Below are 25,505 nucleotides of genomic sequence, written 5' to 3'. Positions count from 1 at the left end.
TCCGGATCATGCGCTATCGGGCGACCGCGGCCCGGCGCAGCCGGTCGTTGATGGCCTCGCCAAGTCCTTCTTCCGGCACCGCCATCACCGCGATCGCTCGCGGGCTCTTCGCATCGAGGGCGCGAAGATAGCCGAACAGATTGGTGGCGGCTTCATCGAGATCAGCCGCGGGCGACAAATTCATGACGGCGGCGGCGGCCTCCAGGCCCGGCAGGCGATCGGGGCCGAACGCCAGCAGCGCTTCGCCAGCTGCCACATCGCGCGCATTGAGCCGCACGCTGGCGCGCGGCGCGTAATGCGAGGCCAGCATGCCCGGCGCCAGCGGCTGGCTGTCGTCGCTCTCGGCCTCTACGGGTGGCCGCGCCAGCGGCGCGCCGAGCACGGCCTCGATCCGCTCGCGCGACAGCCCGCCGGGGCGGAGCAGCATCGGGACGTCGAAACAGCCGACAATGGTCGATTCGACGCCGACCGTAACAGGCCCGCCGTCCACGATCAGGTCGATCCGCCCGGCAAGGTCGCTTTCGACATGGGCTGCCAGCGTCGGCGAGACATGGCCGGAGATGTTGGCGGACGGCGCCACCACGGCCCCGCCGAAGGCGCGCAGGATCGCCTCCGCCACCGGATGGGCAGGAATGCGGATCGCGACCGTGTCGAGCCCGGCGGTGGCCAACTCAGCCACCGGACAGTCATCCGTCTTCGGCACCACCAGCGTCAGGGGCCCCGGCCAGAACGCTTCCGCAAGCCTCAACGCACGCGCGTCGAAACGCCCGATCCGGCGCGCGGCGGCGAGATCGGCGACATGGGCGATCAGCGGGTTGAAGGCCGGCCGCCCCTTGGCGGCGTAAAGATGGGTGATCGCGGTGGCATTGGCGGCGTCCGCCCCGAGCCCGTAGACCGTCTCGGTCGGAAACGCGACCAGCCCGCCGGCGGCCAAAATCCGGGCGGCAGCTTCCGCGCCGGCCGCGCCGGCCGGTAAAATCAGCGTTTCAAGACCCGTTTTCACAGGGACAAAATTCCTCATGCCGGCCGCTTGCGGTGCGTCAAACCCGACGCTATAAGCCGCCTTCTTGTCGGAGTGTGGCTCAGCCCGGTAGAGCACTGCGTTCGGGACGCAGGGGTCGCAGGTTCGAATCCTGCCACTCCGACCATTCTTCCAAAAGTCGACGTTTTCCAGAGGCTTGGCGGACCGGCCGCCAGCGCCTCGGGAGCGCCTTTTTGCAACGATTTTCGGAGCGGGTCCACGGCCGATTTGGCCGGGCAGGGGCATCTGCCGCGGCGGCATGGCTCTACATTCGCCGGCCGATGGTCCAATGCTGGACAGTAGGTCAGTAGCCTACCGCCGCGCCACCAGCACGCCCACCAAGAACGCCACCATCAGTGCCGGCAGTGGCGCCTCGCGCACCATGCCGCGGACGATGTCCGGCCAGTGCTGGTCCGGGACGAGGCTTGGAGACCTGACTTCAGCCATCGGTGTCATGCCCCAGTCCGAGGCAAGTTCGGCGATCTCGCTCGAGGCCAAACGCACGCCGTCGCGGACGCGGAAGATGGCGGCGTCGGATCGCTCGCGCGGCGCGAGCGCCATCAGCGTCGCGACAGCAGTGCGCAACGTCATCTCACCAAAACCTTGCAGCCTCACCGATTCCTCGGGATCGGATGTCATGCAAAATCCCTCACAGCGCGAAGTGGTGCGCGATGGTGAATGCCGCCGTCGCGCACAGGACCAGCGTGGATACCGCGCCGGCCACCCCGCGCGCGAGATGGGCTCGCGTCAGGTGCCTGGTCATGATCTTGCTCCATGCTCTGCATGGCAATAGCGGCGAGGAAGGTTGGTTCCTCGCGCGTCGCTCGAATCGCCCGACGCTCTACTTCCGCAAGAGCTCGCTCAAGGCCGCCGTCGCCTCGGCGCAGCGGATGTCGTCGATCTCGCGCGACAGGCTGAGCGCGCTGGATCTCAGTTCTTCGAGCCTCCAGCTCGCCGGATGTTGGCTTTCGAGCTGACCGAGACGTTTGTTCAGGTCATCCAGTCTCGATTGGAGCTGCCCGATGCTGGCGGCCCCATTCACTTTCCAAACGCGCTGTGCACGCATCGTAGTTCCCCTGCTAGTCTCACGGCGTTGTGAGCGGGGTTCGTGGCTGGAATGGGAGTTTCTTTTGTCCGGCTTCAGACGGTGGGGAACCGTTGCAAAAGGGCAACGCGGGTTCCCGCGCGTTGACCGGCGCGGACAGAGCTATCGCCCATCGCCCGCGCCCTTCTGTAGATGCCGTCGCGTTGCCTAGTCGGGCCCGGCACGATCCGCGTCAGGCGGCGCTCGGCCACCCGGTTGATCGCTTTTCAATGCGGCTTTCCAGGATCGCGATGCTCACCTGGAGATTGTCGCGCCGGGCTCTCAGGTTCTGCGCGAGCATCGGGTAGGCGAGATTGTTTGGATCGGAGATCCCGGCCCTCCGCTCTTCCTCCAGAATGTCGGCGTCGAGCATCTGCGTGCGCCAACGCAGATCGGAGATCAGGACGTGGAGCTGTGTTGGGATGGTCGCTTCGAAACGGGACGTCGATTGCATAGGATCGCCTCACTATGAAACAGACCCACTGCGGGTCTGAGGGATTGGCGGACGAGCAGCAAGGAGAGTGCCAGCGCGCCGGCTGAGGGCGAAGGCCTGCCGGGCGGCCGAAGGGGTGACACTCTCCCCTTCGTCATTCCGGGGCGATGCGCAGCATCGAGCCCGGAATCCATCGGGCCGCAGTTGCGCGGCGACATGGGATCTCAGATGCGCAATTGCGCATCATAGCTCGCCGCTTCGCCGCGCTCCGGAATGACGGTGGCATGCCCGGGTGTTTCGCTTTGCTGTCAACCCAATCGCGCCAAATATTCCACTTTACCGAAATTCGGAAATGGCGTATGTGTAGCCCATCCCGGCTCATTCGGCTCGTAATGTTTGGCTGGCTATTCCCGAACGAAAATGTGGGACTTAACCTTCCATTCGCCGTTGGACTGGTGTTCGTAAAGCTTAACGGTGCTTCCGGACAGCTTGGTCGTTTCCTCGCCTTTGACCAAGGAAGCTTTGAAGCGGGAGGTCACGTATGTGTAGTTCCCCATTGGCAAAACCTCAACAAGTTCAAGCTTGTGATTTCTGACGCTCGTTCCCCTTTTGGCAAAGAAGTCGCGTATCGCAGTCGCACCCGAAACGGGCGGTGCGCCGGGCGGGATTAGACTGGCATCGGTGGCATACATTGGCAGCAAGGCATCGAAATTTGGATCGTTGATCGCTGCATCCCATTGCGCATTGAGTTTCGTCATGTCCTCAGTGAGCGGGTCCGCCCGCGCATGGCCGATAGTGACGAACAACAGCACCAGCAGCAGCGATAAGCTTTTGCTCATGACTTTGCCCTCTTTGATCTGATCGTGTCCGCCAGTCGGGCGCGCCTATGCGACGCGCACGCTGGTGATCTGTGAATGGCTGGTTCTGAAGATCGCGCCTGCCAATGGCACCAAGGCTGCAATTTGAAGAGAAGCGGAGAGTTCGGCGTTTCTCCGTTTTGTGGGCAGCAGCTTCCGGCAAGCAAAGAGCGTGACGGTGCGGGGAGGTTACACGGTTCTCGGAATCATGCCTACGGTTGTTTTGGGTCAGAAAGCCAGCGAATGTCGGCCCCGAACGCGGCATCGTCGATGGCTCGCACCGTGTCGTGGTGATGACGTGATGTCCGCAATGGCTGGCGGCGACCGTCGAAGGATGGGCGGTCCCTCCGCAATCGGTCGTCAGGGTTCTTCAGAGGGCAAAAAGAAACGCGGGGACCGCGCCACCGCACCTATTGAGAATATCTGGTGCGAGAAAATGCGTGGTTGCAGTTGCAGGGGACGCCGGAACGTTCGCTATGCGCCGATAGCGAGCAGCGAGCGCTTTGCAGCGAAATGACGCGATGGGCCCAAAGGCGACACTCAAGAAAAGCCGCCAAGCGAGGCGGACTTAGACCGGCGTCTCCCGGCGGACTGGCGGTAAGAGTGCCAACGCAATGTAGGGGAGTGGATAAAACAATCCGCCCCAGATGAACCAGGCGGCCCTAGAGCGTCCCCTCTGTTCGGCATAGTTCGCAGTATAGTGCCCGCACGCAGAGATGAGGCTGAGATAAAGGATTGCAGCAACAATTAACGGAAACATGGGCCGGCTCCGATCACTGCTACGAATAAACATAAGGGATTTGGGTCACGGGGCAATACACGCCCTCGTCAACGAATGAGTTCAAGACCGCATGGCAAGGTCCGGTTAGGCGCAATCGCGCCCAAGGTCGACCAGCAGCAAATCTGGATATGGTCCGCTCTGCCGCCGGAAGCGAAAGTGAGCTATCCCGCCGCGATGCAGCAGGAATGACGCTGATGACCGAAACCGTCGCGCCCGTCGCCAAGCCTGTTCCTCGACCGCGATCCAGAAGCGCCGAGACCGTCAGCGCGTCGGCGCTGGCGCAGCACCTCGATTGCAGCCGGACCTACATCGGCAAGCTCGAAGCCGAAGGCGTAATCCAGCGGTAAGGTGACGGCTTCCCGCTCGATCAGAGCCGCGTCGCTTATCTGCGATACCTGCGGCGCGAGCGGCGGCAATCGTCGCGCAGTGAAGCCGATGCTGCGCACGGCGCGGCAATGACAGCGTGTTTTCGAGAACGCTGCAATCTCCTCATGCTGTTGCCGAAAGGCAACTGATTTATTGTTTCTTCGTTGAACTGTTCCATTTTGCGTTTACGCCGCAACAAACAGTTTTAGATTTGCGGTCTCCGGGCTGGGGCGTGTTTTACGACAGCGAATTTTCGAACCCGGAGGCTTTTCGAAATGATTTTGGAATTCCTCGCAATTTTTTCTCTCGTTCAGTTCGCCAACATAATTTCGCGACTGATCGGTCAGCGGAATGACGTACTCTCCTACGTTTCAAGATCAGGTCCTCACCGGTAAGTGTGGCAAAAGCGGCATTGCTGGCACCGTTTTGATGGCATCTATCCTGCATGGTGCGCGACGTAGCGATCTTGCGACCCGGCGCGCCATCGAGCGTGTGTGTTCGAGGTGCGCACAGAGATTGCCAGGGTCTAACAGGAGATGGCCGACAAGTGAGGTGAGCCGCCACTGGATGACGACACATGATGACCGCCGCTCAAGTCGCGACACAGGTCCTACGTCGCCTCCGTTGTGCCGGCGTGCCGGCACGCCATCCACCGCAATCTGTAGCGGCGTGCTTGTCCATCGTAGGCCGGGCGGAGTTGTTTGCTATTTCTGCTCCCCGCGATACTCTGACAATCGGCTGGGGGCCTTAGAATGTTCGATGTGTATCTTAACACCAGGCGAGATCTGTTGGTTGTGCGAAATGGTTTGCCAATTCCGCTTCCCGACGCGTCAGGCAGATGGCATAAGAAGAAAAAAGTAGCGAGCGTCAGTGAGAACATTAAGCTCGCCGTTCAGCGACAAGGCTACTACCTGCGCAAGCTAACGGACTTTAAAAAGCGTTAGCCCGCGAACCGCATGTGCAACCTCTACAGCATCGCGACGAACCAAGCTGCGTCGCCGCACTGTTTCGCGTCGCCAACCGATACGTCGGCAACCTCGCACCGATGCCCGGCGTGTTTCCCGACTATCCTGCGCCGGTCGTCCGCAACACAGACGCAGGATGGTGTTGATGCGGTGGGGCATGCCGCCGCCACTTCGCACAGGCGTGCTGCCAGTCACGCCCCGCTGACCCCGGCCGTCGGGCAAAACACCGGGTCATTCCGATCTGCGCCGGTGTCAAGCTGCGCTTGCAAGAATATTCCACTTTACCGAAATTCGGAATTGGCGTATGTGCTGCCCATCCCGGCTCACCAAGAGGGGCGATCTTGTGTCGTCACTGTCGCGAGCCGGGTTGCGGTGGACGCGGCAGCGTTGGGCGCGAAAAGTGCGGGCAGGGCGGATTGCTCTCCGTGAGCCCAAAGCTTCGTGCCGGATGAGCGGCGCTGTCAGGTTCGTCTCGTCTGTAAGTTTCCGGCTCCGTCGACAGGGCTGGAAAAACTGCGGCAAAATGGCGGGCCGTGCGTACGGCAAAACCGTGTGGTCCTGGCCGTCGTTGCTACGGTCAAGTGCTTTGCGAATGCGGCAGTCGCGTCAACCGGCGCGGTGTCGGTGACTTTCGCAAGCGTGAGGGAGGCCAGAAGGAACTCGGCTCCCGGGAGAGCACGGCATAAGCCGTCCGACCATCGCGCAGGGAAGGCCGAGTGATCGGCACCACCTGTATGCTGCTGTGCGGTTTCCTTGCGCTACCTTTCGCGCAGCGGACCGCGGGTGCGAGGTCAGCACCCGGCCTTCCCTGCGCCCTCTTGGCTTCGAGGGTGGAACGACGAAGCAAAGCTCGGGCGAGATGCGCCGCGAGAAGGCGATGGTGCGTCTGCAGCACTCGCTGTCGTCGCCCGGCTTGACCGGGCGATCCAGCATTCCAGAGACGGCTGTGATTGAGCCGAGAGGCCGCGGCGTACTGGATTCCCCGCTTGCCGCCTACGCTAAAGCTTCGGCGGACAAGTCGCTACGCTCGCAATGACGATGGGGAGAGAGCGTGCCCTCCATCCACCCCCATTCACAGCCACGTGCCTTGATTCGGGAACAATCATTCCCTATTATCCCGCAATGCAAAAAGCCGCGCGCCGTCCCCAGCCTGCTGCTCGTCCACCCGGCCGTCCCCGGGAATTCGACATGGACACTGCGCTCGACCGCGCCGTACGCGTATTTTGCGAGCGGGGTTATCATGCCACCTCGATCGGCGACCTGACCGCCGCCATGCGGCTTGCCACCGGCAGCGTCTACAAGGCGTTTCGCGACAAGCAGGCCGTGTTCCTGGCCGCTTTCGAGCGCTATGCCGTGGTGCGCCGGGAGCAGACCCGCAGCGCGGCCGCGCGCGGCGCCAACGGTCGCGAGCGACTGCGCCATATGTTGCTGTCCTATGTCGAGCACTCCCAGGGGATCGAGGGCCGTCGCGGCTGCATCGTGGTCGGCGGCGCGGTCGAGCTCGCCGCGCTCGATCCGGACGTCCGCGCCCGCGTCAACGCCCAGCTCGAGACCAACGAGGCCTTCATCGCCGGCCTCATTCGCGAGGGCCAGGCCGATGGCTCGATTCCCGCCCATGTCGCGACCGACGACACCGCGCGGCTGATGATCTGCATCACGCAGGGAATGCGCGTCGTCGGCAAGGCGCGCCTGCCGCTCGACGGCGAGCGCCTGGTCGGCGTCGCGATGAAACTGCTCGCCTGAATTTGTGTCATATTAGGGAATGATCATTCCCGATATCTGGAGTCTGTTGGAATGACGATGAATGCCACGATCGAGACCGCACCCGGGCCGGATGCGGTGTCGCAACGACTGACCTTCGTGCTTGCCGCGGCCTGTGGCATGGTCGCCGCCAACATCTACTACGCCCAGCCGCTGATCGCGCCGATCAGCGCCGCGCTCGGCCTCTCGCATGCGGCGGCCGGGCTGATCGTCACCATGACGCAGATCGGCTACGGCGTGGGGCTTCTCTTCATCGTGCCGCTCGGCGACCTCGTCGAGAACCGCGCGCTGATCTGCTCCGTCATCACGCTCGGCGCCGCGGCGCTGCTGGCCGCCGCGTTCGCCACCCACGCGCTGCCGTTCCTGATCGCCGCGCTGTTTATCGGCCTCGGCTCGGTCGCCGTGCAGATCATCATTCCCTACGCGGCACACCTTGCGCCGGAAGCCATTCGCGGCCGCGTCGTCGGCAATGTCTCGACCGGATTGATGCTGGGCATCATGCTGGCGCGACCGGTGTCGAGCTTCGTCACGGCAGCACTGTCATGGCACGCGGTGTTCTTCATGTCCGCCGCGCTGATGATCGTGCTCGCGGCGGCGCTGTGGACGACGCTGCCGAAGCGCAAGCCGGTTGCGCGCATGCATTACGGCACGCTGCTGCTGTCGATGCCGCATCTGGCCCGGACCACGCCGCTGCTCCGGCGCCGCGCGCTCTATCAGGCGAGCCTGTTCGGTGCCTTCACCCTGTTCTGGACGGTGGCGCCACTCCAACTCGCCAGCGAATTCGGCTTCTCCCAGCGCGGCATCGCGCTGTTCGCGCTGGCCGGCGTCGCCGGCGTGTTCGCCGCCCCGATCGCGGGACGGCTCGCCGATCGCGGCCATAGCCGCATCGCGACGCTGGTCGCCATGCTGCTCGCGGCCGCCGGCTTCCTGGTGACTTATATCGGCGCGGCCGGCTCGATGCTGAATCTCGCCTGCCTGGTCGTGGCCGCGATCGCCATCGATATCGGTGTCCAGGGGAACGTCGTGCTCGGCTTCCGCGCCATCTTCGCGCTCGGGCATGAGCACCGCAGCCGCCTCAACGGCCTCTATATGGCGACGTTCTTCGCCGCCGGCGCTGCCGGCTCTGCGGTCGGCGCCTGGGCCTTCGCGCAAGGCGGCTGGACGCTGGCGTCGGCCATTGGCCTTGCTCTGCCCGTCGCCGGCTTGCTCTATGCGGCGACAGAGTAGCGGTACGATCGTGCCCGCGGCCGTTTACCAAGCCCTGGATACGTAGCCTAGCACCGTGCGATTTCCGTCTCGCGGTTTCCCTGCGGCTGTAGTACTTTGGTCGCAAGCGAGCCCGGTTAACGGGCGGCAGGGGGAGGCTGATGAGGCGTGCGGGACTGGTTGGCGTACCGCGAGTACGGCCATGGTCGTGGCAGGCGTTTCTGCTCGGATTTGTCGTCGTCGCCGTGTCGGCCGCGCTTCAAGGCGTCTGCGTCGCACTCGGCGCAAAGCTCTATTTCGCGGCGTTCCTGCCCAGCCTGTTCGTGCTCGGAATCGTCGCGGGCGCGCCGGCAGCGGCGTTCGCCGCGCTGCTCACCGTTCCGCTGGTGTGGTGGGCGTTCATCCCGCCGTTCTTCCAGTTCATGCCGCTCTCCAGCGCGGGCGCGGATTCCATCAACCTGTTCTGCCTGCTCGCGGTGCTCTTGATCGGCCTTGCCGATCTCTGCCGCGAGACGATGGCAATGATCAGCCGCGGTGGACTGAAGCCCTCGGGCGAGAGCACGGCAACGAATTCGCAATAAATCCGCTTCGCGCGGAAGCGGCGCGTTGCGCCGGCGCAACAGTCCGGCAACCATCCGCGAGCTTGGCGCGCGCCGCTAACTTTTCGAAAAAGATTTGGCCGCAATTTCTCCCCCGGGAATGACGAGGGAGTTTTTGAACATGAACGGTCACGCCATCTTTGAGAATGTGCGCCGCTATCGCGGCATCGCATCGCTCTATCGCCAGACCGCTGCATTCCGCCCGGGCCAGAGCTGGTCGCTTCTGGAGCAGGCGAGCGAATGGGAAGCGCGGGCGCTGTCGGAGCTGGAAGCCTATTTCGCCGCGCGCACGGATTACGCCGCCGTCCAGCGCGCTGCCTGATCGTTAACCATCACAGGTTTTTGTATCCATGACGAACGGCGCGAACGACACGCGATGGGACGCAGACGTTCGCGCCATAGCCGTCAGAACCGGTAGCTCGCCTGAACCCTCACGGTGCGGCCCTGGCCGGGCGAGATGTTGTTGTTGCCGTCGGCGGACGCCCAATAGCCGCGGTTGAAGATGTTCTCGACCGTGAGCTGCGCCCGCCAGTTGGCATCGATCGTGGCGTAGACGCCGGCATCGAAGCGCACGAAGCTCGGCAGTCTCACCGTGTCATCCGACGATGCAAAGGAATCGCCGAAATAGATGATGCCGAGCGCGGCCGCCCACATCGGCGTGAACTGGTACTTGTTCCACCAGGCGAACTGATTGTACGGCACGAGCTGCACGCGATTGCCCGGCACCACGGTCGCCGACGTCGCGCTGGTGATCTTCGCATCGGTATAGGCATAACCGAGCGTGGACTGCCATTGCTCGGTGACGTAGCCGACGAGGCTCGCCTCGAAGCCGCGCGTCAGCGTGCTGCCGGAGGGCAGGAAGAAGCCGGGATTGTTGCCATCCGCGATCGGTTGGTTGGTGCGGTTGAGGTTGTAGATCGCGGTCGAGAACAGCAGCCTCGGATTGATGTTCCACTTCATGCCGACCTCGGTGTTCTCGAACTTCTGCGGCTGCAGGATCAGCGTGCCGTCGTTGAGCGAGGAGAACTGGTCGCCGGAGGCGGGCAAATAGGAGATGCTGTAGGCGGTGTAGACCGACATCGTCTCCATCGGCTTGAGGAGGACGGCCGCTTGCGGCGAGACCAGATTGTCGGTGCGGTTGCGGTTGAGGTTGGTGTTCATGTCCAGCGCCGACATCTCGAAGCGGTCGAACCGCGTGCCCACGATGAGCTGGAGCGCGCGTGAGAATTCGATGGTGTCGCGCAGGTAGCCGGACTCGACGTTCAGCGCATATTTACTGTTCGAATCCGGTGTCGTGACGCCATCGGTGTTGGTGCCGGTGAAGTGGTGGACGAAGGTGACCGGTCCGAAATAGGTCGGAGCGAACGGGTTCTGCACGATCGTGTTGGTACCGTTCGGAAAGACGCCGGTGTTGCGGATGTCGACACCGGTTTGGCGGCCGAACTCGGTGCCGAAGCCCACGGTGTGCGCGATCGGCCCGGTCCAGCCCTTGTAGGTGAAGTCGGTCTGGTTGAAGAAATTGTCGCGGTTAGTCGTGTGCTGATAGGCGCCAAGGTTGACCGCGGTGTCGGCTGCGTTGACGGCACCGGCGAGCGGCCCGCCGGTGGGATAGACATTCTGGTAGAACTTCTGGTAGTCGGCCGCCATCGTGCCGTTGCGCACCGACAGTCCGTTCTGGAAGTCGTGCTCGATGATCGCCATGCCGGTCTGCACCGTGGCTTGCGCGGTATTGAGGCTGGGGCTGCCGAAGAACGTCTGGAGATTGCCGTTCGGCGCGAACGGCGTCGTCGGATTGAAGCGCGTGACGCCGCCGGGAAGGCCCTGCGAGGGATTGCCGCGATCGGCGGTGCGGCCGTCGTGGTAATATTCGTAGGACAGCTTGATCTTGGTGAAGTCGTCGGGCTTCAGCGTAACGGTCGGGTTGATGCCGTAGCGTTCGAGATGGTTGAAGTCGCGGAACGCATCGCTGCCCTCGTAGAACACGTTCAGCCGGGCTGCCACGTTGTCGTTGACGGCTTGGCCCGCGTCGAGCGTGACGCGCCGGTCGCCCCACGAGCCCGTCTGCCCCGTCGCCTGGTAGATGCGGGTGCCATCGGCCTCCTTGAGGGTGCGGTTGAGCACGCCGCCGCCGGCGCCGCGGCCGAAGGTCAGGGCGCTCGGGCCCTTCAGCACCTCGATGCTTTGCGCGTTGTACAGGTCGCGGAAATATTGCACGTCGTCACGAAAGCCGTTGACGAAGAAGTTGGCGCTGGAATCGACGCCGCGGATGACGAGCTCGTCGCGATTGCCTTCGCCCTGGTGGACGGCGACGCTCGGGACGTAGCGCGTGACATCGGTCAAGCCCTGATAATTCTGGTCGCGGATCTGCTGCTGGGTGATGACGGAAAGCGATTGCGGGATGTTGACGATCGGCGTGTTCGACTTGGTGGCGACGGAGGTGCTGTTGGCGAAATAGCCGACGGTGCCGGTGCGCGCGTCCTGCGATGGCATGAAGGGCTGTGGCGCGGCGGTCGTCCCCGGCCGCCGTGCCGTTTGCGTCCGGCGGCTCCGCGTGCCGCTCGACCGGCGTACGGCCGAAGCGGGATTGGTACGGCGCTGTGCTTCCGGCGCGGTCACGGTGACGGATGGAATCGTCACGCCTTGTGCGGGCGTGGATTGCGCAAAGGCCTGCGGACTTGCGAAGAACGCAGCTGACGTCATCAGCGCGGTCAACACGCCTCCGATACCCGAAAAATTGCGCTTGGACATGTAGCTTGCGGCAGACAAAAGCTCTCCCGCGGCGGCGATGTGGCTCATCGCGCCCTCCCTGACTCTTTCAAAACTCGCCCGGATTCCCCATTGCACGGCCGGATGCGGGGCAAGGAGCATCCGTGCACGCGAAGTCACTGTGTGCATGAACAAAGTGACCGTGCGGCCATTCCGCGCAGGATGATTTGAATCGTTCGAAACTTGTCGGGTTCCAGGCGGTCACATGTTTCGGCGCGCCGGCAGGATCCGTGGCGACTACGGAGTTATCTCGGCGCCCGCGTGTGCTAGCAACAGGCCGATCGAGATCTCCTGCGTCGGCCGGGCCAAGCGATGACCACCTTCAACCGCATCTTCACGACGGAGCGTCTGCTCCAGATCATCGTCGTTCTGGCCGCGACGATCGCGATGAAGCTGATGGGGTGAGTATCGGCGGGCTATTGTCCGCCGAACTCGGGCACGTCGGGCAAATAGTTCGAGCCCTCGGAGCCGAGGAAATCGAACATCGCCTGCGCCGGTGGCAGCAGCACCTTGTCGCTGCGGCGGATCACGTACCATTGCCGGACGATCGGAAGGCCCGCGACATCGAGCACGATGAGACGACCTTCGGCGAGCTCATGCGCCACCGTGTGGGCCGAGATGAAGGCGATGCCGAGCCCGGCGATGACGGCCTGCTTGATGGTCTCGTTGCTGCTCATCTCCATGCCGATGATCGGCTCGAGATCCGATCTCTGGAACATGCCTTCCATCAGCGTGCGCGTCCCTGATCCCGGCTCGCGGGTGAGGAAGGTCTCGTGCACGAGGTCGGTCAGGTTGAGGCCGGAATCCTTCCCCAGCCAGTGTCCCTTGCGCGCGACGATGATGTGCGGATTGCGCCCGAGCTGACGCACGTCGACGCTGACGTCGGCCGGTGGCCGACCCATCACGGCGAAATCGAGATCGTAGCCGTGCATGGCCTCGCGGATCTCCTCGCGATTGCCGATCGTGAGCTTGATCTCGATCTTCGGATGCCGCTTCGAGAACGCCGCGATCGCATGCGGCACGAAATATTTCGCGGTCGAGACCGCGCCGAGATGCACCGTGCCGCCGGTCCGTCCAGCGAGCAGATCGAGCGCGCCCTGGCAGTCCATGATCGCGGCCTCGACGCGTTCGGCGAGCGCCAGCACCTCCTTGCCTGCCTCCGTCAGCAGCATGCCGTCGCCGGTCCGCTGCACCAGCGGCAGGCCGGCGAGGTCCTGGAGCTGCCGGAGCTGCTGGGTGACGGCAGGCTGGGTCAGGCCGAGCTGGCTCGAGGCCGCGGTGACGCTGCCCTTCGCCGAGAGCGCCGCAAGCGAGCGCAGCTGCCGGATCGTCAGATGCCGGAGCTGGGCCGCCGCATGGCCGGGGCCATTATAAGAAAATTCTTTGGCGCTCATTATGAATAGAAATTTTCCTTATTAAGCCGCCCCTGTCAATCTCCTCGCGTTAGGACCGACCGCACCGACCTCCAGCGGGGAGGGAACTGGATGCGGCGCCCGCAAGGGGATGGACGCAGATGACCGGGCAACTCAGGTTGGACGACCACCTTCAACGGTATTCCGAGACGGCGCCGCATGCGCTGGCAGTGGCAGCCGCAGTCGACGCCATCGCAGCGGCGGCGATCGAGATCGCCGACCTCATTGCCACCGGCGATCTCGCGGACGCATCGGGCCTGACCACGGGCCGCAACAGCGACGGCGATCTCCAGCGCGATCTCGACGTCCAGGCGGATGCGATCCTGCGCCGCTGTCTCAGCAGACTGCCGATCGCAGCGCTCGCGTCGGAGGAGATGCGCGAGCCGCAAATCGGCGACCGCGAGGCAAAAATCTGCGTCGCGATCGATCCGCTCGACGGCTCCTCCAACATCGACATCAACATGACCGTCGGCACGATCTTCTCGATCCTGCCTGCCCCGGATGACCTGGCTCTCGCCTTCCATCAGCGCGGCTCGGCGCAGCTTGCTGCGGGGTTCGTCACCTATGGGCCGCAGACCTCACTGGTGCTCACGCTCGGCGACGGCGTCGACATCTTCACGCTCGACCGCAGGGCGGGCTGCTTCCGCCTCGCGCGCAACGCCGTGCAGATCTCCGAGACGTGCGAAGAATTCGCGATCAATGCGTCGAACCGCCGCCACTGGGATACGCCGGTCCGCGCCTTCGTCGACGAATGTCTTGCCGGCGTCGAAGGGCCCGCCAACCACAATTTCAACATGCGCTGGATCGGTTCGCTGGTTGCGGAGGCCTACCGAATCCTCACCCGCGGCGGCGTGTTCCTCTATCCCTCGGACGCGCGCCCCGGCTATGGCGACGGCCGCCTGCGCCTCACCTACGAGGCGCACCCGATGGCCATGATCATCGAACAGGCCGGCGGCTCCGCCACGACCGGGCGCGAGCGCATCCTCGAGCTATCGGCGCAGAGCCTGCACCAGCGCGTGCCGCTGATCATGGGCTCGAGCAACGAGGTGCAGCGCGTCGAGGAACTGCATTGCGATCCGCTGCTGGTCGCCAGCATCTCCGCACCGCTGTTCGCGCGGCGCGGCTTCTTCCGGCTGTGAGCGAGGCGACCCATGTCCAGGAAGCATCCGATCATCTCCATCACCGGCTCCTCCGGCGCCGGCACCACCTCGGTCAAGAAGACGTTCGAGCAGATCTTCTTCCGCGAGAAGGTCAACGCCGTCTACATCGAGGGCGACGCCTTCCATCGCTATGATCGTGCCGAGATGCGCACGCAGATGGCGCAGGAGGCCGAACGCGGCAACAAGCATTTCAGCCATTTCAGCCCCGAGACCAACCTGTTCGAGGAGCTGGAGCGTGCCTTCCGCGACTATGGCGAGACCGGCACCGCGACGACGCGGCACTATGTCCATGATGCCGAGGAGTCCGCACTGCACGGTACGGCGCCCGGGACCTTCACCGAGTGGGAGCGGCTGCCGGAAAACTCGGACCTGTTGTTCTACGAGGGCCTGCACGGCGCCGTCGTCACCGACAAGGTCAATGTCGCGCGCTACGCCGATCTCAAGATCGGCGTCGTGCCGGTCATCAATCTCGAATGGATCCAGAAGCTGCACCGCGACCGCAGCGCCCGCGGCTATTCGACCGAGGCCGTCACCGACACCATCCTGCGGCGGATGCCCGACTACATCCACTACATCTGCCCGCAATTCACCGAGACCGACATCAACTTCCAGCGCGTGCCGACGGTGGACACCTCCAATCCGTTCATCGCGCGCTGGATCCCGACGCCGGACGAATCGATGGTCGTGATCCGCTTCAAGAATCCGCGCGGCATCGACTTTCCCTATCTGCTGTCGATGCTTCCCCACAGCTGGATGTCCCGCGCGAACTCCATCGTGTGTCCCGGCGCGAAGCTCGATCTGGCGATGCAGCTGATCCTGACGCCGCTGATCATGCAGTTGATCGAGCGCAAGCGAAATCTGAAGTGAACAGGGAGAGAATTCGATGAACATCTCCGTCCACGCTGAAGCCGACATCACGGCAGTCACACACAACGATCTCGCCAATGCCGTCCGCTTCCTCGCGGTCGACGCGATCGAGACCTCGCAGTCCGGCCATCCCGGTCTGCCCATGGGCATGGCCGATGTCGCGACCGTGCTGTTCTCGCGGTTCCTCAAGTTCGACTCCGCGCACCCCAACTGGCCGGATCGCGACCGCTTCGTGCTGTCGGCGGGGCACGGTTCAATGCTGCTCTATGCGCTGCTGCATCTCACCGGCGGCGACGTCAGCCTGGACGACATCAAGGCGTTCCGGCAGTGGGGCTCGAAGACGCCGGGCCATCCGGAATACGGCCACACGCCGGGTGTCGAGACCACGACCGGCCCGCTGGGGCAGGGGATCGCGACCGCGGTCGGCATGGCGCTCGCCGAGCGCATGGCCAATGCACGGCACGGCGACGGCCTGGTCGATCACTTCACCTATGTGATCGCGGGCGACGGCTGCCTGATGGAAGGCATCAGCCAGGAGGCGATCTCGCTCGCCGGTCATCTCCAGCTCGGCCGGTTGATCGTGCTGTTCGACGACAACGGCATCTCCATCGACGGGCCGACCTCGCTGGCCACTTCCGATGATCAGCTCGCGCGCTTTGCGGCGTCCGGCTGGTCGGTCCGCCATGTCGACGGCCACGACTCCGAAGCGGTTGCGCAAGCGATTGCCGAAGAGCGTGAGAGCACAAAACCGTCGCTGATCGCCTGCCGCACCATCATCGGTTATGGCGCGCCGGACCGCCAGGGCACCGAGAAGGCGCATGGCGCGCCGCTCGGCACTGAGCAGACGGCAGCGGCGCGCCGGACGCTCGGCTGGGACTACCAGCCCTTCGTGGTACCGATCCCGATCCTCAAGGCATGGCGGATGATCGGACAGCGCGGGCAGGTCGAGCGTCTTGCCTGGCTCAACCGCTACGAAGGCGCGACGGCCGCGCAGCGTGAGCTGTTCATCGAGGGCAAGGCCGTTGCCCTGCCGGAGGCCTATGCCCAGGCCTCGGCGAAATTGCGCGAGCGCTTTGCCAGCGAGCGTCCGAAGCTGGCGACGAGGCAAGCCTCGCAACAGGTGCTCGACGGCATTGCCGGGACAATTCCCGGACTGGTCGGCGGCTCGGCGGACCTGACGCATTCGAACCTCACGCATGCCAAAGCGCAGACTCCGGTGGCGCGTGGTGCGTTCGCCGGCGGCTACATCCACTACGGAATTCGCGAGCACGGCATGGCCGCCGCGATGAATGGCCTCGCGTTGCATGGCGGATTCATCCCCTATGGCGGCACCTTTCTCGCCTTCTCCGACTACAGCCGGCCGGCGATCCGTCTTGCGGCGTTGATGCGGCTGCGCGTCATCCATGTGATGACCCACGACTCCATCGGTCTTGGCGAGGACGGTCCCACGCATCAGCCCGTCGAGCATCTCGCGGCGCTGCGCGTCATCCCGAATCTTCTGGTGTTCCGCCCCGCCGACGCGGTCGAGACGCTCGAAGCCTGGGACTGCGCGCTTGAGGCGGAAGATCGCCCCTCCGTGCTGTGTCTGTCGCGTCAGGCGCTGCCGACATTCCGCAGCGACGTGCGCGGCAGGAACCGTGTCGCGCGGGGCGCCTACCTCATCGTCTCGCCGGACGGCGGTCGCGACGTCACGTTGATGGCGACCGGCTCCGAAGTCTCGATCGCGCTGGAAGCCGCTCGCCTGCTCGCGACGGAACACATCCGCGCCGCCGTGGTCTCCGCGCCCTGCTTCGCGCTGTTCGAGGAACAGCCGGAGGACTACCGCGCCTGTGTGCTCGGCACCGCCCCGCGCGTCGGCATCGAGGCCGCCGTAGTCGGCGATTGGCATCGCTGGATCGGCACTGACGGCGAGTTCGTCGGCATGCGGGGCTTCGGCGCCTCTGCGCCGGCGCCCGTGCTCTACCGCGAATTCGGCATCACGCCGCAAAGCATTGCCGAAGCCGCCCGGCGGGCGATCACCCGCGCCGGCAAGCCATAACAGGAGGAATCTTCGTGGCCCGTATCACCCTTCGTCAGCTGCTCGATCACGCCGCCAACCACGGCTACGCGGTGCCGGCGTTCAACATCAACAACATGGAGCAGGGTATTGCGATCATGCAGGCCGCGGCCGAGGTCGATGCGCCCGTGATCATCCAGGCCTCGCGCGGCGCGCGCAGCTATGCCGGCGATCTCATGCTCTCGCACATGATCGACGCGCTGGAGCGGACCTATCCGGACATTCCGCTCTGCATGCACCAGGACCACGGCAATGACGAGGCGACCTGCGCCTCCGCCATCGCCCACGGCTTCACCTCGGTCATGATGGACGGCTCGCTCAAGGCCGACGCCAAGACCGCCGCCGATTACGACTACAATGTCGACATCACCCGCCGCGTCGTCGATCTCGCGCATTGGGTGGGCGCCTCCGTCGAAGGCGAGCTCGGCGTGCTCGGCTCGCTCGAGCATGGTGGCGGCGAGCAGGAGGACGGCCACGGCGTCGAGGGCAAGGTCAGCCACGACCAGCTCCTCACCGATCCCGACCAGGCCGTCGACTTCGTCCGCGCCACCAAGGTCGATGCGCTCGCGATCGCGATGGGCACGTCTCACGGCGCCTACAAGTTCAGCCGCAAGCCTGATGGCGACATCCTGGCGATGCGGGTTGTCGAGGAGATTCACCGCCGCCTGCCGAACACGCATCTCGTGATGCACGGCTCCTCTTCGGTGCCGCAGCCGCTCCAGGACATGTTCAACCAGTTCGGCGGCGAGATGCCGCAGACCTGGGGCGTGCCGGTCGAGGAGATCGTCCGCGGCATCAAGAGCGGCGTACGAAAGGTCAACATCGACACCGACTGTCGCCTGGCGATGACCGCGGTGTTCCGCAAGGTCGCCGCGCAAACGCGCTCCGAGTTCGATCCGCGCAAATTCCTCAAGCCTGCGATGGATGCGATGCGCGAGCTCTGCCGCGATCGCTTCGAGCAGTTCGGCACCGCGGGCCACGCCAGCAAGATCAAGGTCATTCCCTTGAGCGAGATGGCGCGGCGCTATCGCGCCGGCGAGCTCGATCCGCGCATCGGCGCCCGCGAGTCGGTCGCCGCCTAATCATTCAGAGAGAGAAGAGCAGGAGAGAGCCATGAATGCACACGCAGGAACCGTCCGGGGCAAAGAGCGCTATCGATCGGGCACGATGGAATACGCGCGCATGGGCTATTGGGAGCCCGACTACACGCCGAAGGACACCGATGTCATCGCGCTGTTCCGCGTGACGCCGCAGGAGGGCGTGGACCCCATCGAGGCGTCAGCGGCGGTTGCCGGCGAATCCTCGACCGCGACCTGGACGGTGGTGTGGACCGATCGCCTGACCGCTGCGGAGAAGTATCGCGCCAAGTGCTACCGTGTCGATCCGGTGCCCGGCACGCCGGGCTCGTACTTCGCCTACATCGCCTATGACCTCGACCTGTTCGAGCCCGGCTCGATCGCCAACCTGTCGGCCTCGATCATCGGCAACGTGTTCGGCTTCAAGCCGCTGAAGGCGCTGCGTCTGGAGGACATGCGCTTCCCGGTCGCCTATGTGAAGACGTTCCAGGGGCCGGCGACCGGCATCGTGGTCGAGCGTGAGCGGCTCGACAAGTTCGGCCGGCCGTTGCTGGGCGCGACGGTGAAGCCGAAGCTCGGCTTGTCCGGGCGCAACTATGGCCGCGTGGTTTACGAGGCGCTCAAGGGCGGGCTCGACTTCACCAAGGACGACGAGAACATCAACTCGCAGCCCTTCATGCATTGGCGTGACCGCTTCCTCTATTGCATGGAGGCCGTGAATCGCGCGCAGGCGGCGTCCGGCGAGGTGAAGGGCACCTACCTAAACATCACCGCGGGGACGATGGAGGACATGTACGAGCGCGCAGAGTTCGCGAAAGAGCTCGGGTCGTGCATCGTCATGATCGATCTCGTGATCGGCTACACCGCGATCCAGTCCATGGCGAAATGGGCACGGCGCAACGACATGATCCTGCATCTGCATCGCGCCGGTCACTCGACCTATACGCGGCAGAAGAGCCACGGCGTGTCGTTCCGCGTCATCGCGAAGTGGATGCGGCTCGCCGGCGTCGACCACATCCACGCCGGCACGGTGGTCGGCAAGCTCGAGGGCGATCCCAATACCACGCGCGGCTATTACGACGTCTGCCGCGAAGACTTCAACCCGACCAAGCTCGAGCACGGCCTGTTCTTCGACCAGCACTGGGCGAGCCTGAACAAGATGATGCCAGTCGCCTCCGGCGGCATCCATGCCGGCCAGATGCACCAGCTGCTCGATCTCCTTGGCGAGGACGTCGTGCTGCAATTCGGCGGCGGCACCATCGGCCATCCCATGGGCATTGCGGCTGGCGCGATCGCCAACCGCGTGGCGCTCGAAGCGATGATCCTCGCCCGCAACGAGGGGCGCGACTACGTCCATGAAGGTCCAGAGATCCTGGCCAGGGCGGCAGAGACCTGCACGCCGCTGAAGGCTGCGCTCGAGGTCTGGAAGGACGTCAGCTTCAACTATCAATCCACCGACACGCCGGACTTCGTGCCGACCGCGTTGGAAACCGTTTGAGGAGATGAGATATGAAACTGACCCAGGGCTGCTTCTCGTTCCTGCCTGATCTGACCGACGACCAGATCACGAAGCAGTTGCAATATTGCCTCGCCAATGGCTGGGCGGTGAATATCGAGTTCACCGACGATCCGCATCCCCGCAACACCTATTGGGAGATGTGGGGCCTGCCGATGTTCGACCTCCAGGACGCCGCCGGCGTGATGATGGAGCTCGCCGAGTGCCGCAGGGTCTACGGCGACCGCTACATCCGCATCAGTGGATTCGACTCCAGCCATGGCTGGGAATCGGTGCGGATCTCGTTCCTCGTCAACCGCCCGCCGCAGGAAGCCGAGTTCGACCTGGTGCGGCAGGAGGTCGGCGGACGTGCGATCCGCTACACCACCGTGCGCCGGCCGGCCGCGCACGCGTCGACCTAGTCATTCCTCTCCGCGCGGAGCACTCCCTGCTCCGTTTCCTTGGCGGACCACTGCTTCGCCGCTCCCCCCGCGGCGAAGCTCTTTTCTTCGAGGTGCCGATGCTTGATGTCCCTCATGCGACGACCGCTGAAACCAGCGAGACCAGCTTCGATCTCCGCAAGGAGGCCGAGGCGGCCGGAATCACTGACACGCTGCAACAGCTCGAGCAGGAGCTGATCGGCCTCCGGCCGGTCAAGAACCGCGTGCGTCAGATCGCGTCACTGCTGCTGATCGAGCGCATCCGCCAGCGTGCGGGACTGGCATCGTCGCCCCCGACACTGCACATGTCGTTCACCGGTAATCCGGGCACGGGCAAGACCACGGTGGCGCTGCGCATGGCAAAGATCCTGCACGGCCTCGGTTTCGTGCGGCGCGGGCAGGTGATCTCGGTGACGCGCGACGATCTCGTTGGCCAGTATATCGGCCATACCGCGCCGAAGACGAAGGAGATATTGAAGAAGGCGATGGGCGGCGTGTTGTTCATCGACGAGGCCTATTATCTGCACCGGCCTGACAACGAGCGCGATTACGGCCAGGAGGCGATCGAGATCCTGCTCCAGGTGATGGAGAACCAGCGCGAGGACCTCGTCGTGATCCTCGCCGGCTATGGCGAGCGGATGACGAGCTTCTTCGCCTCCAACCCGGGCTTCCGTTCGCGCATCGCCCATCACATCGACTTCCCGGACTATGCGGAAGCCGAGCTTCTCGTCATCGCCGAGCTGATGCTGAAGGAGCGTGGATACCGCTTCTCGGCGGCGGCGCGCGGGGCCTTCGAAAAATACATCGCACTGCGCCGGACCCAGCCCTTCTTCTCCAACGCGCGCTCGATCCGCAACGCGGTCGATCGTATCCGCCTCCGCCAGGCCGATCGCCTCGTCTCCGATCTCGACCGCATGCTCGATGTCGCCGATCTCGAAACGATCGATCCGACGGATGTCCTTGCGAGCCGCGTTTTCAGCGGTGGTGCGGACGCGCAGAGGAGTGCGAAGTCATGACGGGAGAAATCCTCATCGCGCCTTCGATCCTGGCCGCCGATTTCGCGCGCCTCGGCGAGGAGATCAGGGCTATTGATGCTGCCGGCGCCGACTGGATCCACTGCGACGTCATGGACGGACATTTCGTGCCGAACATCAGCTATGGCGCCGACGTCATCAAGGCGATCCGGCCGGCGACGGCGAAGATCTTTGACGTGCATCTGATGATCGCGCCTGTTGATCCCTATCTGGAGGCGTTCGCAAAGGCAGGCGCCGACGTCATCACGGTTCATGCCGAAGCCGGCCCGCATCTGGACCGCTCGCTCCAGGCCATCCGTGCGCTCGGCAAGAAGGCTGGCGTCAGCCTGTGTCCGGCTACACCGGAAGCCGCGATCGAATACGTGCTTGATCGTCTCGACCTCGTGCTGGTGATGACGGTCAATCCCGGCTTCGGCGGCCAGTCCTTCCTCGACTCCCAGATCGAGAAGATCAGGCGCATTCGAAGCATGATCGGCGACCGGCCGATCCGGCTCGAGGTCGATGGCGGCATCACGCGCGACAATGCCGCCGCTGTGGCTGCCGCGGGCGCCGACACCCTCGTGGCAGGATCGGCCGTGTTCCGCGGCAAGAGCAGCGCCGATTATGCGGGCAACATCGCCGCCATCCGCGCTGCTGCGGAGGCCGGCAGGGTTCCGAAGCTGCAACATGGTTCGGCGCAGACGATCCGGGCCGGCGAGACCGCGCTCACCCGGTAGAATACGGCATACCGGCGTGGCAGAGCCGGCGTCGCACTGGTTGTACCATGGCGTGCCATTCCGTCCGAGGTTCTACAGGGCACGCTGCACGGCGCAGCGGGCCTTCCTCGCGCTAGAGTTCTGCGCAGAAATGCAGGGCAATCTCATCGGGTGGCCGGAATCGATCGAACGGTATCTTGATCTGATCGGCATCTCCGTCGCGCGCCAGCGCTACGCCTGGCCAATGAGTTCCACGTGGGGTTCTCCGATAGGAACCAATGGAGGCCTGCGCGTTTCCCAGACGTTAACCCAGGTTGCGCGGGGCGCCTCGCACGCAGTAAATGTTTTGCATAACCGCCATCGGCCTGACGTAAATCAGGGCAATAAGCTCAGTGAATGCGAGGGAGGGTCTCATGGAGAACGTACGTCGCTACCGGGCGCTGGCGTCTCTCTGTCGTCAGCAGGCGGCCTATCGGCCGCTCCAGAACTGGCAACTCCTTGGGCAAGCCGAACATTTCGAATACCTCGCCGAGATTGCGCTGAAGGCGCATTTCGACGCGTGCAATGCGCAACCCGAGGACGACGCCATCGCCACCGCGCCATTTGAGACCCCCGCCGCGGCGTGAGCGCGTCGGTCCGTTGCGGATCATCTCTCGATCAATGCGACATCAGCGTCGGGACCGTCATGGCTTCCAGCATGGCGCGGGTGACGCCGCCGAGGAAGCGTTCCTGCAACCGCGAGTGGCCGTAGCCGCCCATGACCAGGAGATCGAGGCTCTCGTCGGCGGCCAGCGACAGGATGGTCGGCTGGATGTCGGAGCGCGCCGCCGACAGGCTGACGGTGCGGGTCGACAATCCGCGCCGGCCGAGGTGTCTTGCCAGATGGCTTGCTGAGACCTCGTCGGGAACCGCGTCGGCTTCGTTGATCGTGATGATCACGATCTCCTCGGCGCGGGCCAGGAAGGGAGCGGCGTCGCGCATCGCGCGAGCGGCGAGGCGGCTGCCATCCCAGCAGATGCCGATCCGGTTCGCCCTGAATGACCCACGAAAGGTGTAGGGCAGGAACAGCACCGGTCCGCCCGCCTGGAACAGGATCTCGCCGGGCATATCATTGTCGAATGAGCCTTGCGCCGGATCGGGCTGCAGCACGATGCTGAGATCGTGGAGCCGCGCCATCTCGCCGAGCGAGCCGGCTGCGTCCGCGGGGATTGCGCCGAGCGGGTGGCAGGTGCAGGAGATGCCGGCGTTCGTGGCTTCGCTCCGAAATATCGCCAACGCGGCCTCGGCACGCTCCACCGCGCGCTCGCGCTCCATCTCGAACACCGCCGCTACGGCGGCACCGCCATCCAGGACATAGGCAGTGCTGCTCGCGACGTACCCGACGGCGACCGCGTCGACGTGTGCGTTGAGTCTCGCCGCGAGCGAGATCGAGCCGTCGATCACCGCGCTCATCGGGCGCTCGGTCGGGATGTGGACGAGAATGTCTTTGTACATGGCGCGCCTCCGGTGGACATCATCCAGTGGCCGCAGTCTATCACGGCGCACGGGGCCTGCGTTGAGCCGCATCAAATGTGCAGCCCTGATTTTCGCGGCACCTTTGCCAAGATTTAATCGGACGGACGGGACGCCGTAAGGTGACGATGTCCATGTTGGTTGCAAGGCGACTTACCCAACATGGACATTTCGACATGAACGATCACGTCAATTCCGACACCACCACGTCCCGCAAGATCTTGAAGCCGCGCCGGCTTGCGCTGCTGGGCACCGTGGCCGCGCTTGGCGTGGCCGTGCTCGCTGCCTCTCCCGCCTCTTCGCAGTTCGGTCTGAATTCCTTCATCGGGCCGGCCCAGGCGGCGGAAGCCGCCGCGACGCCGCCGGGCTTCGGCGATCTCGTCAGCAAGGTCAAACCCGCCGTCATCTCGGTGCGGGTCAGGATCGACCAGGACAATGACAAGAGCGCGATGCTGCAACAGAACCGGATGGATTCGGACGAGGATTCGCCGTTCGACCAGTTTTCGCGGCAGTTCGGCTTCCGCGGCCCGGGTGGCATGAACGGCATGCCGCGCCAGCGCCACCAGATGATCACGGGCGAGGGTTCCGGCTTCTTCATCTCCGCCGACGGCTATGCCGTGACCAACAACCACGTCGTCGATCACGCCGAGTCGGTACAGGTGACCATGGATGACGGCACGAGCTACACCGCGAAGGTGGTAGGCACCGATCCGAAGACCGATCTCGCGCTGATCAAGGTCGATGGCAAGAGGGACTTTCCGTTCGTCAAATTCTCCGACCAGAAGCCGCGCATCGGCGACTGGGTGGTCGCGGTCGGCAACCCCTTCGGCCTCGGTGGCACCGTGACCGCCGGCATCGTCTCGGCCAATGGTCGCGACATCGGCAACGGTCCCTATGACGACTTCATCCAGATCGACGCGCCGATCAACAAGGGTAATTCCGGCGGTCCGGCCTTCGACATGAACGGCAACGTGATCGGCGTGAACACCGCGATCTTCTCACCCTCCGGCGGTTCGGTCGGTATCGGCTTCGACATTCCGGCTTCGACCGCGAAGCTCGTCGTCGCGCAGCTGAAGGACAAGGGCTCGGTCACCCGCGGCTGGCTCGGTGTGCAGGTGCAACCGGTGAGCGCCGAGATCGCCGACAGCCTCGGCCTCAAGGAGGCGCGCGGCGCGATCGTGGACAATCCGCAGGACGGCAGCCCCGCGGCGAAGGCCGGCATCGAGGCGGGCGACGTCATCACCGCCGTCAACGGTACCGCGATCAAGGACTCCCGCGATCTCGCCCGCACCATTGCCACCCTGGCGCCGGGCACGTCCGTGAAGCTCGACGTCTTCCACAAAGGCGCGAGCAAGACGGTGACACTCGCCCTCGGCGAGTTGCCGAACGAGCGGCAGGCCAAGGCCGGCGAGGGCAAGGCGCAGCCGAACACCGGCACGCCGCGCCTCGGTCTCAGCCTGGCGCCGGCAGGCGACGTCCAGGGCGCGGGCCAAAAGGGCGTGGTCGTGACCGAGGTCGATCCGCAGGGACCCGCCGCGCAGCGCGGCATCCAGACCGGCGACGTCATTCTCAATGTCGGTGGCAAGGCCGTTGCCAATGTCGGTGACGTCCGCTCCGAGCTGGCGCAGGCCAAATCGTCCGGCAAGAACAGCGTGCTGTTGCAGGTGAAGAGCCAGGAAGCGACGCGGTTCGTCGCGGTGCCGCTGGCCTAAGCCTCGCGCTTCCCGCGGCAAACTCAAAAGGCGGCCTGCGGGCCGCCTTTTTCGTGCGCGTCTGGAAGATTCCCACAGGTGCCGATAACATTCTCGTTAACGGCAGCGTTGATGACGGGTTCGTCCGAAAAAGCCGCGTTCGCTCGTCACAGTTCGGAATCACGTGTTGGGCTTTGGCGTCAATGAAGACGCCCAGGCGAATTGCAG

23 protein-coding genes, 1 tRNA gene and 1 pseudogene are annotated in these 25,505 nt (G+C 64.4%); 18 read left to right on the top strand and 7 right to left on the bottom strand.

Annotated features, from left to right (window positions below; all coding sequences use genetic code 11):
- Positions 1-13 precede the first annotated feature (13 nt).
- On the bottom strand, positions 14-1,003 hold the full coding sequence (locus AB7290_RS33535; protein WP_161495726.1) for an L-threonylcarbamoyladenylate synthase: 990 nt from the start codon (positions 1,001-1,003) through the stop codon (positions 14-16).
- 68 nt (positions 1,004-1,071) lie between these two features.
- Here AB7290_RS33535 and AB7290_RS33530 point away from each other — a divergent pair.
- A tRNA-Pro gene (locus AB7290_RS33530) sits at positions 1,072-1,148 on the top strand.
- A gap of 185 nt (positions 1,149-1,333) precedes the next feature.
- On the opposite strand, the gene AB7290_RS33525 is transcribed toward AB7290_RS33530, so the two are convergent.
- Positions 1,334-1,660: a hypothetical protein gene (locus AB7290_RS33525; RefSeq protein WP_028154397.1), complete on the bottom strand. Its 327-nt coding sequence runs from the start codon at positions 1,658-1,660 to the stop codon at positions 1,334-1,336.
- A 122-nt stretch (positions 1,661-1,782) separates the two neighbouring features.
- On the opposite strand from AB7290_RS33525, the gene AB7290_RS33520 reads away from it, so the two are divergent.
- Positions 1,783-1,998 carry a hypothetical protein gene (locus AB7290_RS33520; protein WP_038945415.1) on the top strand — a complete coding sequence of 72 codons (216 nt, stop codon included), beginning with the start codon at positions 1,783-1,785 and terminating at the stop codon, positions 1,996-1,998.
- A gap of 300 nt (positions 1,999-2,298) precedes the next feature.
- Here the strand turns inward: AB7290_RS33520 and AB7290_RS33515 are convergent, their stop codons facing one another.
- Both AB7290_RS33515 and AB7290_RS33510 read right to left on the bottom strand, forming a co-directional pair.
- Positions 2,299-2,478, bottom strand: coding sequence for a hypothetical protein (locus AB7290_RS33515; protein ID WP_409363863.1), 180 nt, complete (start codon positions 2,476-2,478; stop codon positions 2,299-2,301).
- A gap of 464 nt (positions 2,479-2,942) precedes the next feature.
- Positions 2,943-3,377: a YybH family protein gene (locus AB7290_RS33510; RefSeq protein ID WP_085398213.1), complete on the bottom strand. Its 435-nt coding sequence runs from the start codon at positions 3,375-3,377 to the stop codon at positions 2,943-2,945.
- Positions 3,378-4,361: 984 nt separating this feature from the next.
- Between AB7290_RS33510 and AB7290_RS33505 the strand changes: the two genes are divergently transcribed.
- From AB7290_RS33505 to AB7290_RS33480, 6 genes and pseudogenes are all read left to right on the top strand, one after another.
- Positions 4,362-4,523 (top strand): hypothetical protein, encoded by a 162-nt coding sequence (locus AB7290_RS33505; protein ID WP_161495712.1) that lies wholly within the window; start codon positions 4,362-4,364, stop codon positions 4,521-4,523.
- A gap of 975 nt (positions 4,524-5,498) precedes the next feature.
- A pseudogene (locus AB7290_RS33500) lies at positions 5,499-5,703 on the top strand (SOS response-associated peptidase); the annotation flags it as partial.
- 926 nt (positions 5,704-6,629) lie between these two features.
- Positions 6,630-7,250: a TetR/AcrR family transcriptional regulator gene (locus tag AB7290_RS33495; RefSeq protein WP_085401326.1), complete on the top strand. Its 621-nt coding sequence runs from the start codon at positions 6,630-6,632 to the stop codon at positions 7,248-7,250.
- Between the two features lie 51 nt (positions 7,251-7,301).
- On the top strand, positions 7,302-8,495 hold the full coding sequence (locus AB7290_RS33490) for an MFS transporter (RefSeq protein ID WP_085401325.1): 1,194 nt from the start codon (positions 7,302-7,304) through the stop codon (positions 8,493-8,495).
- A gap of 140 nt (positions 8,496-8,635) precedes the next feature.
- Positions 8,636-9,055, top strand: a complete 420-nt coding sequence (locus AB7290_RS33485; protein ID WP_085401324.1) for a DUF4118 domain-containing protein — start codon at positions 8,636-8,638, stop codon at positions 9,053-9,055.
- Between the two features lie 139 nt (positions 9,056-9,194).
- Complete coding sequence (locus tag AB7290_RS33480) at positions 9,195-9,395, top strand: hypothetical protein (protein ID WP_244623442.1); 201 nt, start codon at positions 9,195-9,197, stop codon at positions 9,393-9,395.
- Positions 9,396-9,478: 83 nt separating this feature from the next.
- Here the strand turns inward: AB7290_RS33480 and AB7290_RS33475 are convergent, their stop codons facing one another.
- Both AB7290_RS33475 and AB7290_RS33470 read right to left on the bottom strand, forming a co-directional pair.
- Positions 9,479-11,869, bottom strand: a complete 2,391-nt coding sequence (locus AB7290_RS33475) for a TonB-dependent receptor (RefSeq protein ID WP_085401323.1) — start codon at positions 11,867-11,869, stop codon at positions 9,479-9,481.
- 386 nt (positions 11,870-12,255) lie between these two features.
- The gene (locus AB7290_RS33470) at positions 12,256-13,233 is read right to left on the bottom strand and encodes a LysR family transcriptional regulator (RefSeq protein ID WP_028148254.1); all 978 of its coding nucleotides are present in this window, start codon (positions 13,231-13,233) and stop codon (positions 12,256-12,258) included.
- A 119-nt stretch (positions 13,234-13,352) separates the two neighbouring features.
- Here AB7290_RS33470 and AB7290_RS33465 point away from each other — a divergent pair, with 119 nt between their 5' ends.
- The 9 genes from AB7290_RS33465 (at position 13,353) to AB7290_RS33425 (ending at position 22,700) form a co-directional block, all read left to right on the top strand.
- Positions 13,353-14,390 (top strand): class 1 fructose-bisphosphatase, encoded by a 1,038-nt coding sequence (locus AB7290_RS33465; RefSeq protein WP_085401322.1) that lies wholly within the window; start codon positions 13,353-13,355, stop codon positions 14,388-14,390.
- A 12-nt stretch (positions 14,391-14,402) separates the two neighbouring features.
- Positions 14,403-15,278, top strand: a complete 876-nt coding sequence (locus tag AB7290_RS33460; protein ID WP_063984965.1) for a phosphoribulokinase — start codon at positions 14,403-14,405, stop codon at positions 15,276-15,278.
- A 16-nt stretch (positions 15,279-15,294) separates the two neighbouring features.
- Entirely contained in the window at positions 15,295-17,316 is a 2,022-nt protein-coding gene (gene tkt, locus AB7290_RS33455) for a transketolase (protein ID WP_085401321.1), read from the top strand.
- 14 nt (positions 17,317-17,330) lie between these two features.
- Positions 17,331-18,416 carry a class II fructose-bisphosphate aldolase gene (gene fba, locus AB7290_RS33450; RefSeq protein ID WP_063984963.1) on the top strand — a complete coding sequence of 362 codons (1,086 nt, stop codon included), beginning with the start codon at positions 17,331-17,333 and terminating at the stop codon, positions 18,414-18,416.
- A gap of 31 nt (positions 18,417-18,447) precedes the next feature.
- On the top strand, positions 18,448-19,908 hold the full coding sequence (locus AB7290_RS33445; protein WP_085401320.1) for a form I ribulose bisphosphate carboxylase large subunit: 1,461 nt from the start codon (positions 18,448-18,450) through the stop codon (positions 19,906-19,908).
- 11 nt (positions 19,909-19,919) lie between these two features.
- Positions 19,920-20,327 carry a ribulose bisphosphate carboxylase small subunit gene (locus tag AB7290_RS33440; RefSeq protein ID WP_085401319.1) on the top strand — a complete coding sequence of 136 codons (408 nt, stop codon included), beginning with the start codon at positions 19,920-19,922 and terminating at the stop codon, positions 20,325-20,327.
- A 98-nt stretch (positions 20,328-20,425) separates the two neighbouring features.
- Positions 20,426-21,361 carry a CbbX protein gene (gene cbbX / locus AB7290_RS33435; RefSeq protein ID WP_085401318.1) on the top strand — a complete coding sequence of 312 codons (936 nt, stop codon included), beginning with the start codon at positions 20,426-20,428 and terminating at the stop codon, positions 21,359-21,361.
- Positions 21,358-22,095 (top strand): ribulose-phosphate 3-epimerase, encoded by a 738-nt coding sequence (gene rpe, locus AB7290_RS33430; protein WP_085401317.1) that lies wholly within the window; start codon positions 21,358-21,360, stop codon positions 22,093-22,095. Before cbbX ends, rpe begins: the two co-directional genes overlap by 4 nt.
- A 392-nt stretch (positions 22,096-22,487) precedes the next feature.
- Positions 22,488-22,700: a hypothetical protein gene (locus AB7290_RS33425; protein WP_028148245.1), complete on the top strand. Its 213-nt coding sequence runs from the start codon at positions 22,488-22,490 to the stop codon at positions 22,698-22,700.
- Positions 22,701-22,731: 31 nt separating this feature from the next.
- On the opposite strand, the gene AB7290_RS33420 is transcribed toward AB7290_RS33425, so the two are convergent.
- On the bottom strand, positions 22,732-23,568 hold the full coding sequence (locus tag AB7290_RS33420) for a universal stress protein (RefSeq protein ID WP_085401316.1): 837 nt from the start codon (positions 23,566-23,568) through the stop codon (positions 22,732-22,734).
- 194 nt (positions 23,569-23,762) lie between these two features.
- On the opposite strand from AB7290_RS33420, the gene AB7290_RS33415 reads away from it, so the two are divergent.
- The gene (locus tag AB7290_RS33415) at positions 23,763-25,298 is read left to right on the top strand and encodes a Do family serine endopeptidase (protein WP_063984957.1); all 1,536 of its coding nucleotides are present in this window, start codon (positions 23,763-23,765) and stop codon (positions 25,296-25,298) included.
- Positions 25,299-25,505: the final 207 nt, after the last annotated feature.

The organism is Bradyrhizobium sp. 613_E4_N2_2 (assembly GCF_052075995.1).
Classification (GTDB): Bacteria; Pseudomonadota; Alphaproteobacteria; order Rhizobiales; family Xanthobacteraceae; genus Bradyrhizobium; species Bradyrhizobium barranii.
The sequence above is the reverse complement of the archived record's forward strand: the minus strand, read 5'-3'. Positions and strand labels throughout refer to the sequence as shown.

What these genes read in the sequence shown, in the direction of transcription:
- AB7290_RS33525 (WP_028154397.1), bottom strand. Translation starts at nt 1,660, where the DNA reads ATGACATCCGATCCCGAGGAATCGGTGAGGCTGCAAGGTTTTGGTGAG.
- AB7290_RS33520 (WP_038945415.1), top strand. Translation starts at nt 1,783, where the DNA reads ATGATCTTGCTCCATGCTCTGCATGGCAATAGCGGCGAGGAAGGTTGG.
- AB7290_RS33515 (WP_409363863.1), bottom strand. Translation starts at nt 2,478, where the DNA reads ATGCTCGACGCCGACATTCTGGAGGAAGAGCGGAGGGCCGGGATCTCC.
- AB7290_RS33510 (WP_085398213.1), bottom strand. Translation starts at nt 3,377, where the DNA reads ATGAGCAAAAGCTTATCGCTGCTGCTGGTGCTGTTGTTCGTCACTATC.
- AB7290_RS33505 (WP_161495712.1), top strand. Translation starts at nt 4,362, where the DNA reads ATGACGCTGATGACCGAAACCGTCGCGCCCGTCGCCAAGCCTGTTCCT.
- AB7290_RS33495 (WP_085401326.1), top strand. Translation starts at nt 6,630, where the DNA reads ATGCAAAAAGCCGCGCGCCGTCCCCAGCCTGCTGCTCGTCCACCCGGC.
- AB7290_RS33490 (WP_085401325.1), top strand. Translation starts at nt 7,302, where the DNA reads ATGACGATGAATGCCACGATCGAGACCGCACCCGGGCCGGATGCGGTG.
- AB7290_RS33485 (WP_085401324.1), top strand. Translation starts at nt 8,636, where the DNA reads ATGAGGCGTGCGGGACTGGTTGGCGTACCGCGAGTACGGCCATGGTCG.
- AB7290_RS33480 (WP_244623442.1), top strand. Translation starts at nt 9,195, where the DNA reads ATGAACGGTCACGCCATCTTTGAGAATGTGCGCCGCTATCGCGGCATC.
- AB7290_RS33475 (WP_085401323.1), bottom strand. Translation starts at nt 11,869, where the DNA reads ATGAGCCACATCGCCGCCGCGGGAGAGCTTTTGTCTGCCGCAAGCTAC.
- AB7290_RS33470 (WP_028148254.1), bottom strand. Translation starts at nt 13,233, where the DNA reads ATGAGCGCCAAAGAATTTTCTTATAATGGCCCCGGCCATGCGGCGGCC.
- AB7290_RS33465 (WP_085401322.1), top strand. Translation starts at nt 13,353, where the DNA reads ATGACCGGGCAACTCAGGTTGGACGACCACCTTCAACGGTATTCCGAG.
- AB7290_RS33460 (WP_063984965.1), top strand. Translation starts at nt 14,403, where the DNA reads ATGTCCAGGAAGCATCCGATCATCTCCATCACCGGCTCCTCCGGCGCC.
- tkt (WP_085401321.1), top strand. Translation starts at nt 15,295, where the DNA reads ATGAACATCTCCGTCCACGCTGAAGCCGACATCACGGCAGTCACACAC.
- AB7290_RS33445 (WP_085401320.1), top strand. Translation starts at nt 18,448, where the DNA reads ATGAATGCACACGCAGGAACCGTCCGGGGCAAAGAGCGCTATCGATCG.
- AB7290_RS33440 (WP_085401319.1), top strand. Translation starts at nt 19,920, where the DNA reads ATGAAACTGACCCAGGGCTGCTTCTCGTTCCTGCCTGATCTGACCGAC.
- cbbX (WP_085401318.1), top strand. Translation starts at nt 20,426, where the DNA reads ATGCTTGATGTCCCTCATGCGACGACCGCTGAAACCAGCGAGACCAGC.
- rpe (WP_085401317.1), top strand. Translation starts at nt 21,358, where the DNA reads ATGACGGGAGAAATCCTCATCGCGCCTTCGATCCTGGCCGCCGATTTC.
- AB7290_RS33425 (WP_028148245.1), top strand. Translation starts at nt 22,488, where the DNA reads ATGGAGAACGTACGTCGCTACCGGGCGCTGGCGTCTCTCTGTCGTCAG.
- AB7290_RS33420 (WP_085401316.1), bottom strand. Translation starts at nt 23,568, where the DNA reads ATGTACAAAGACATTCTCGTCCACATCCCGACCGAGCGCCCGATGAGC.
- AB7290_RS33415 (WP_063984957.1), top strand. Translation starts at nt 23,763, where the DNA reads ATGAACGATCACGTCAATTCCGACACCACCACGTCCCGCAAGATCTTG.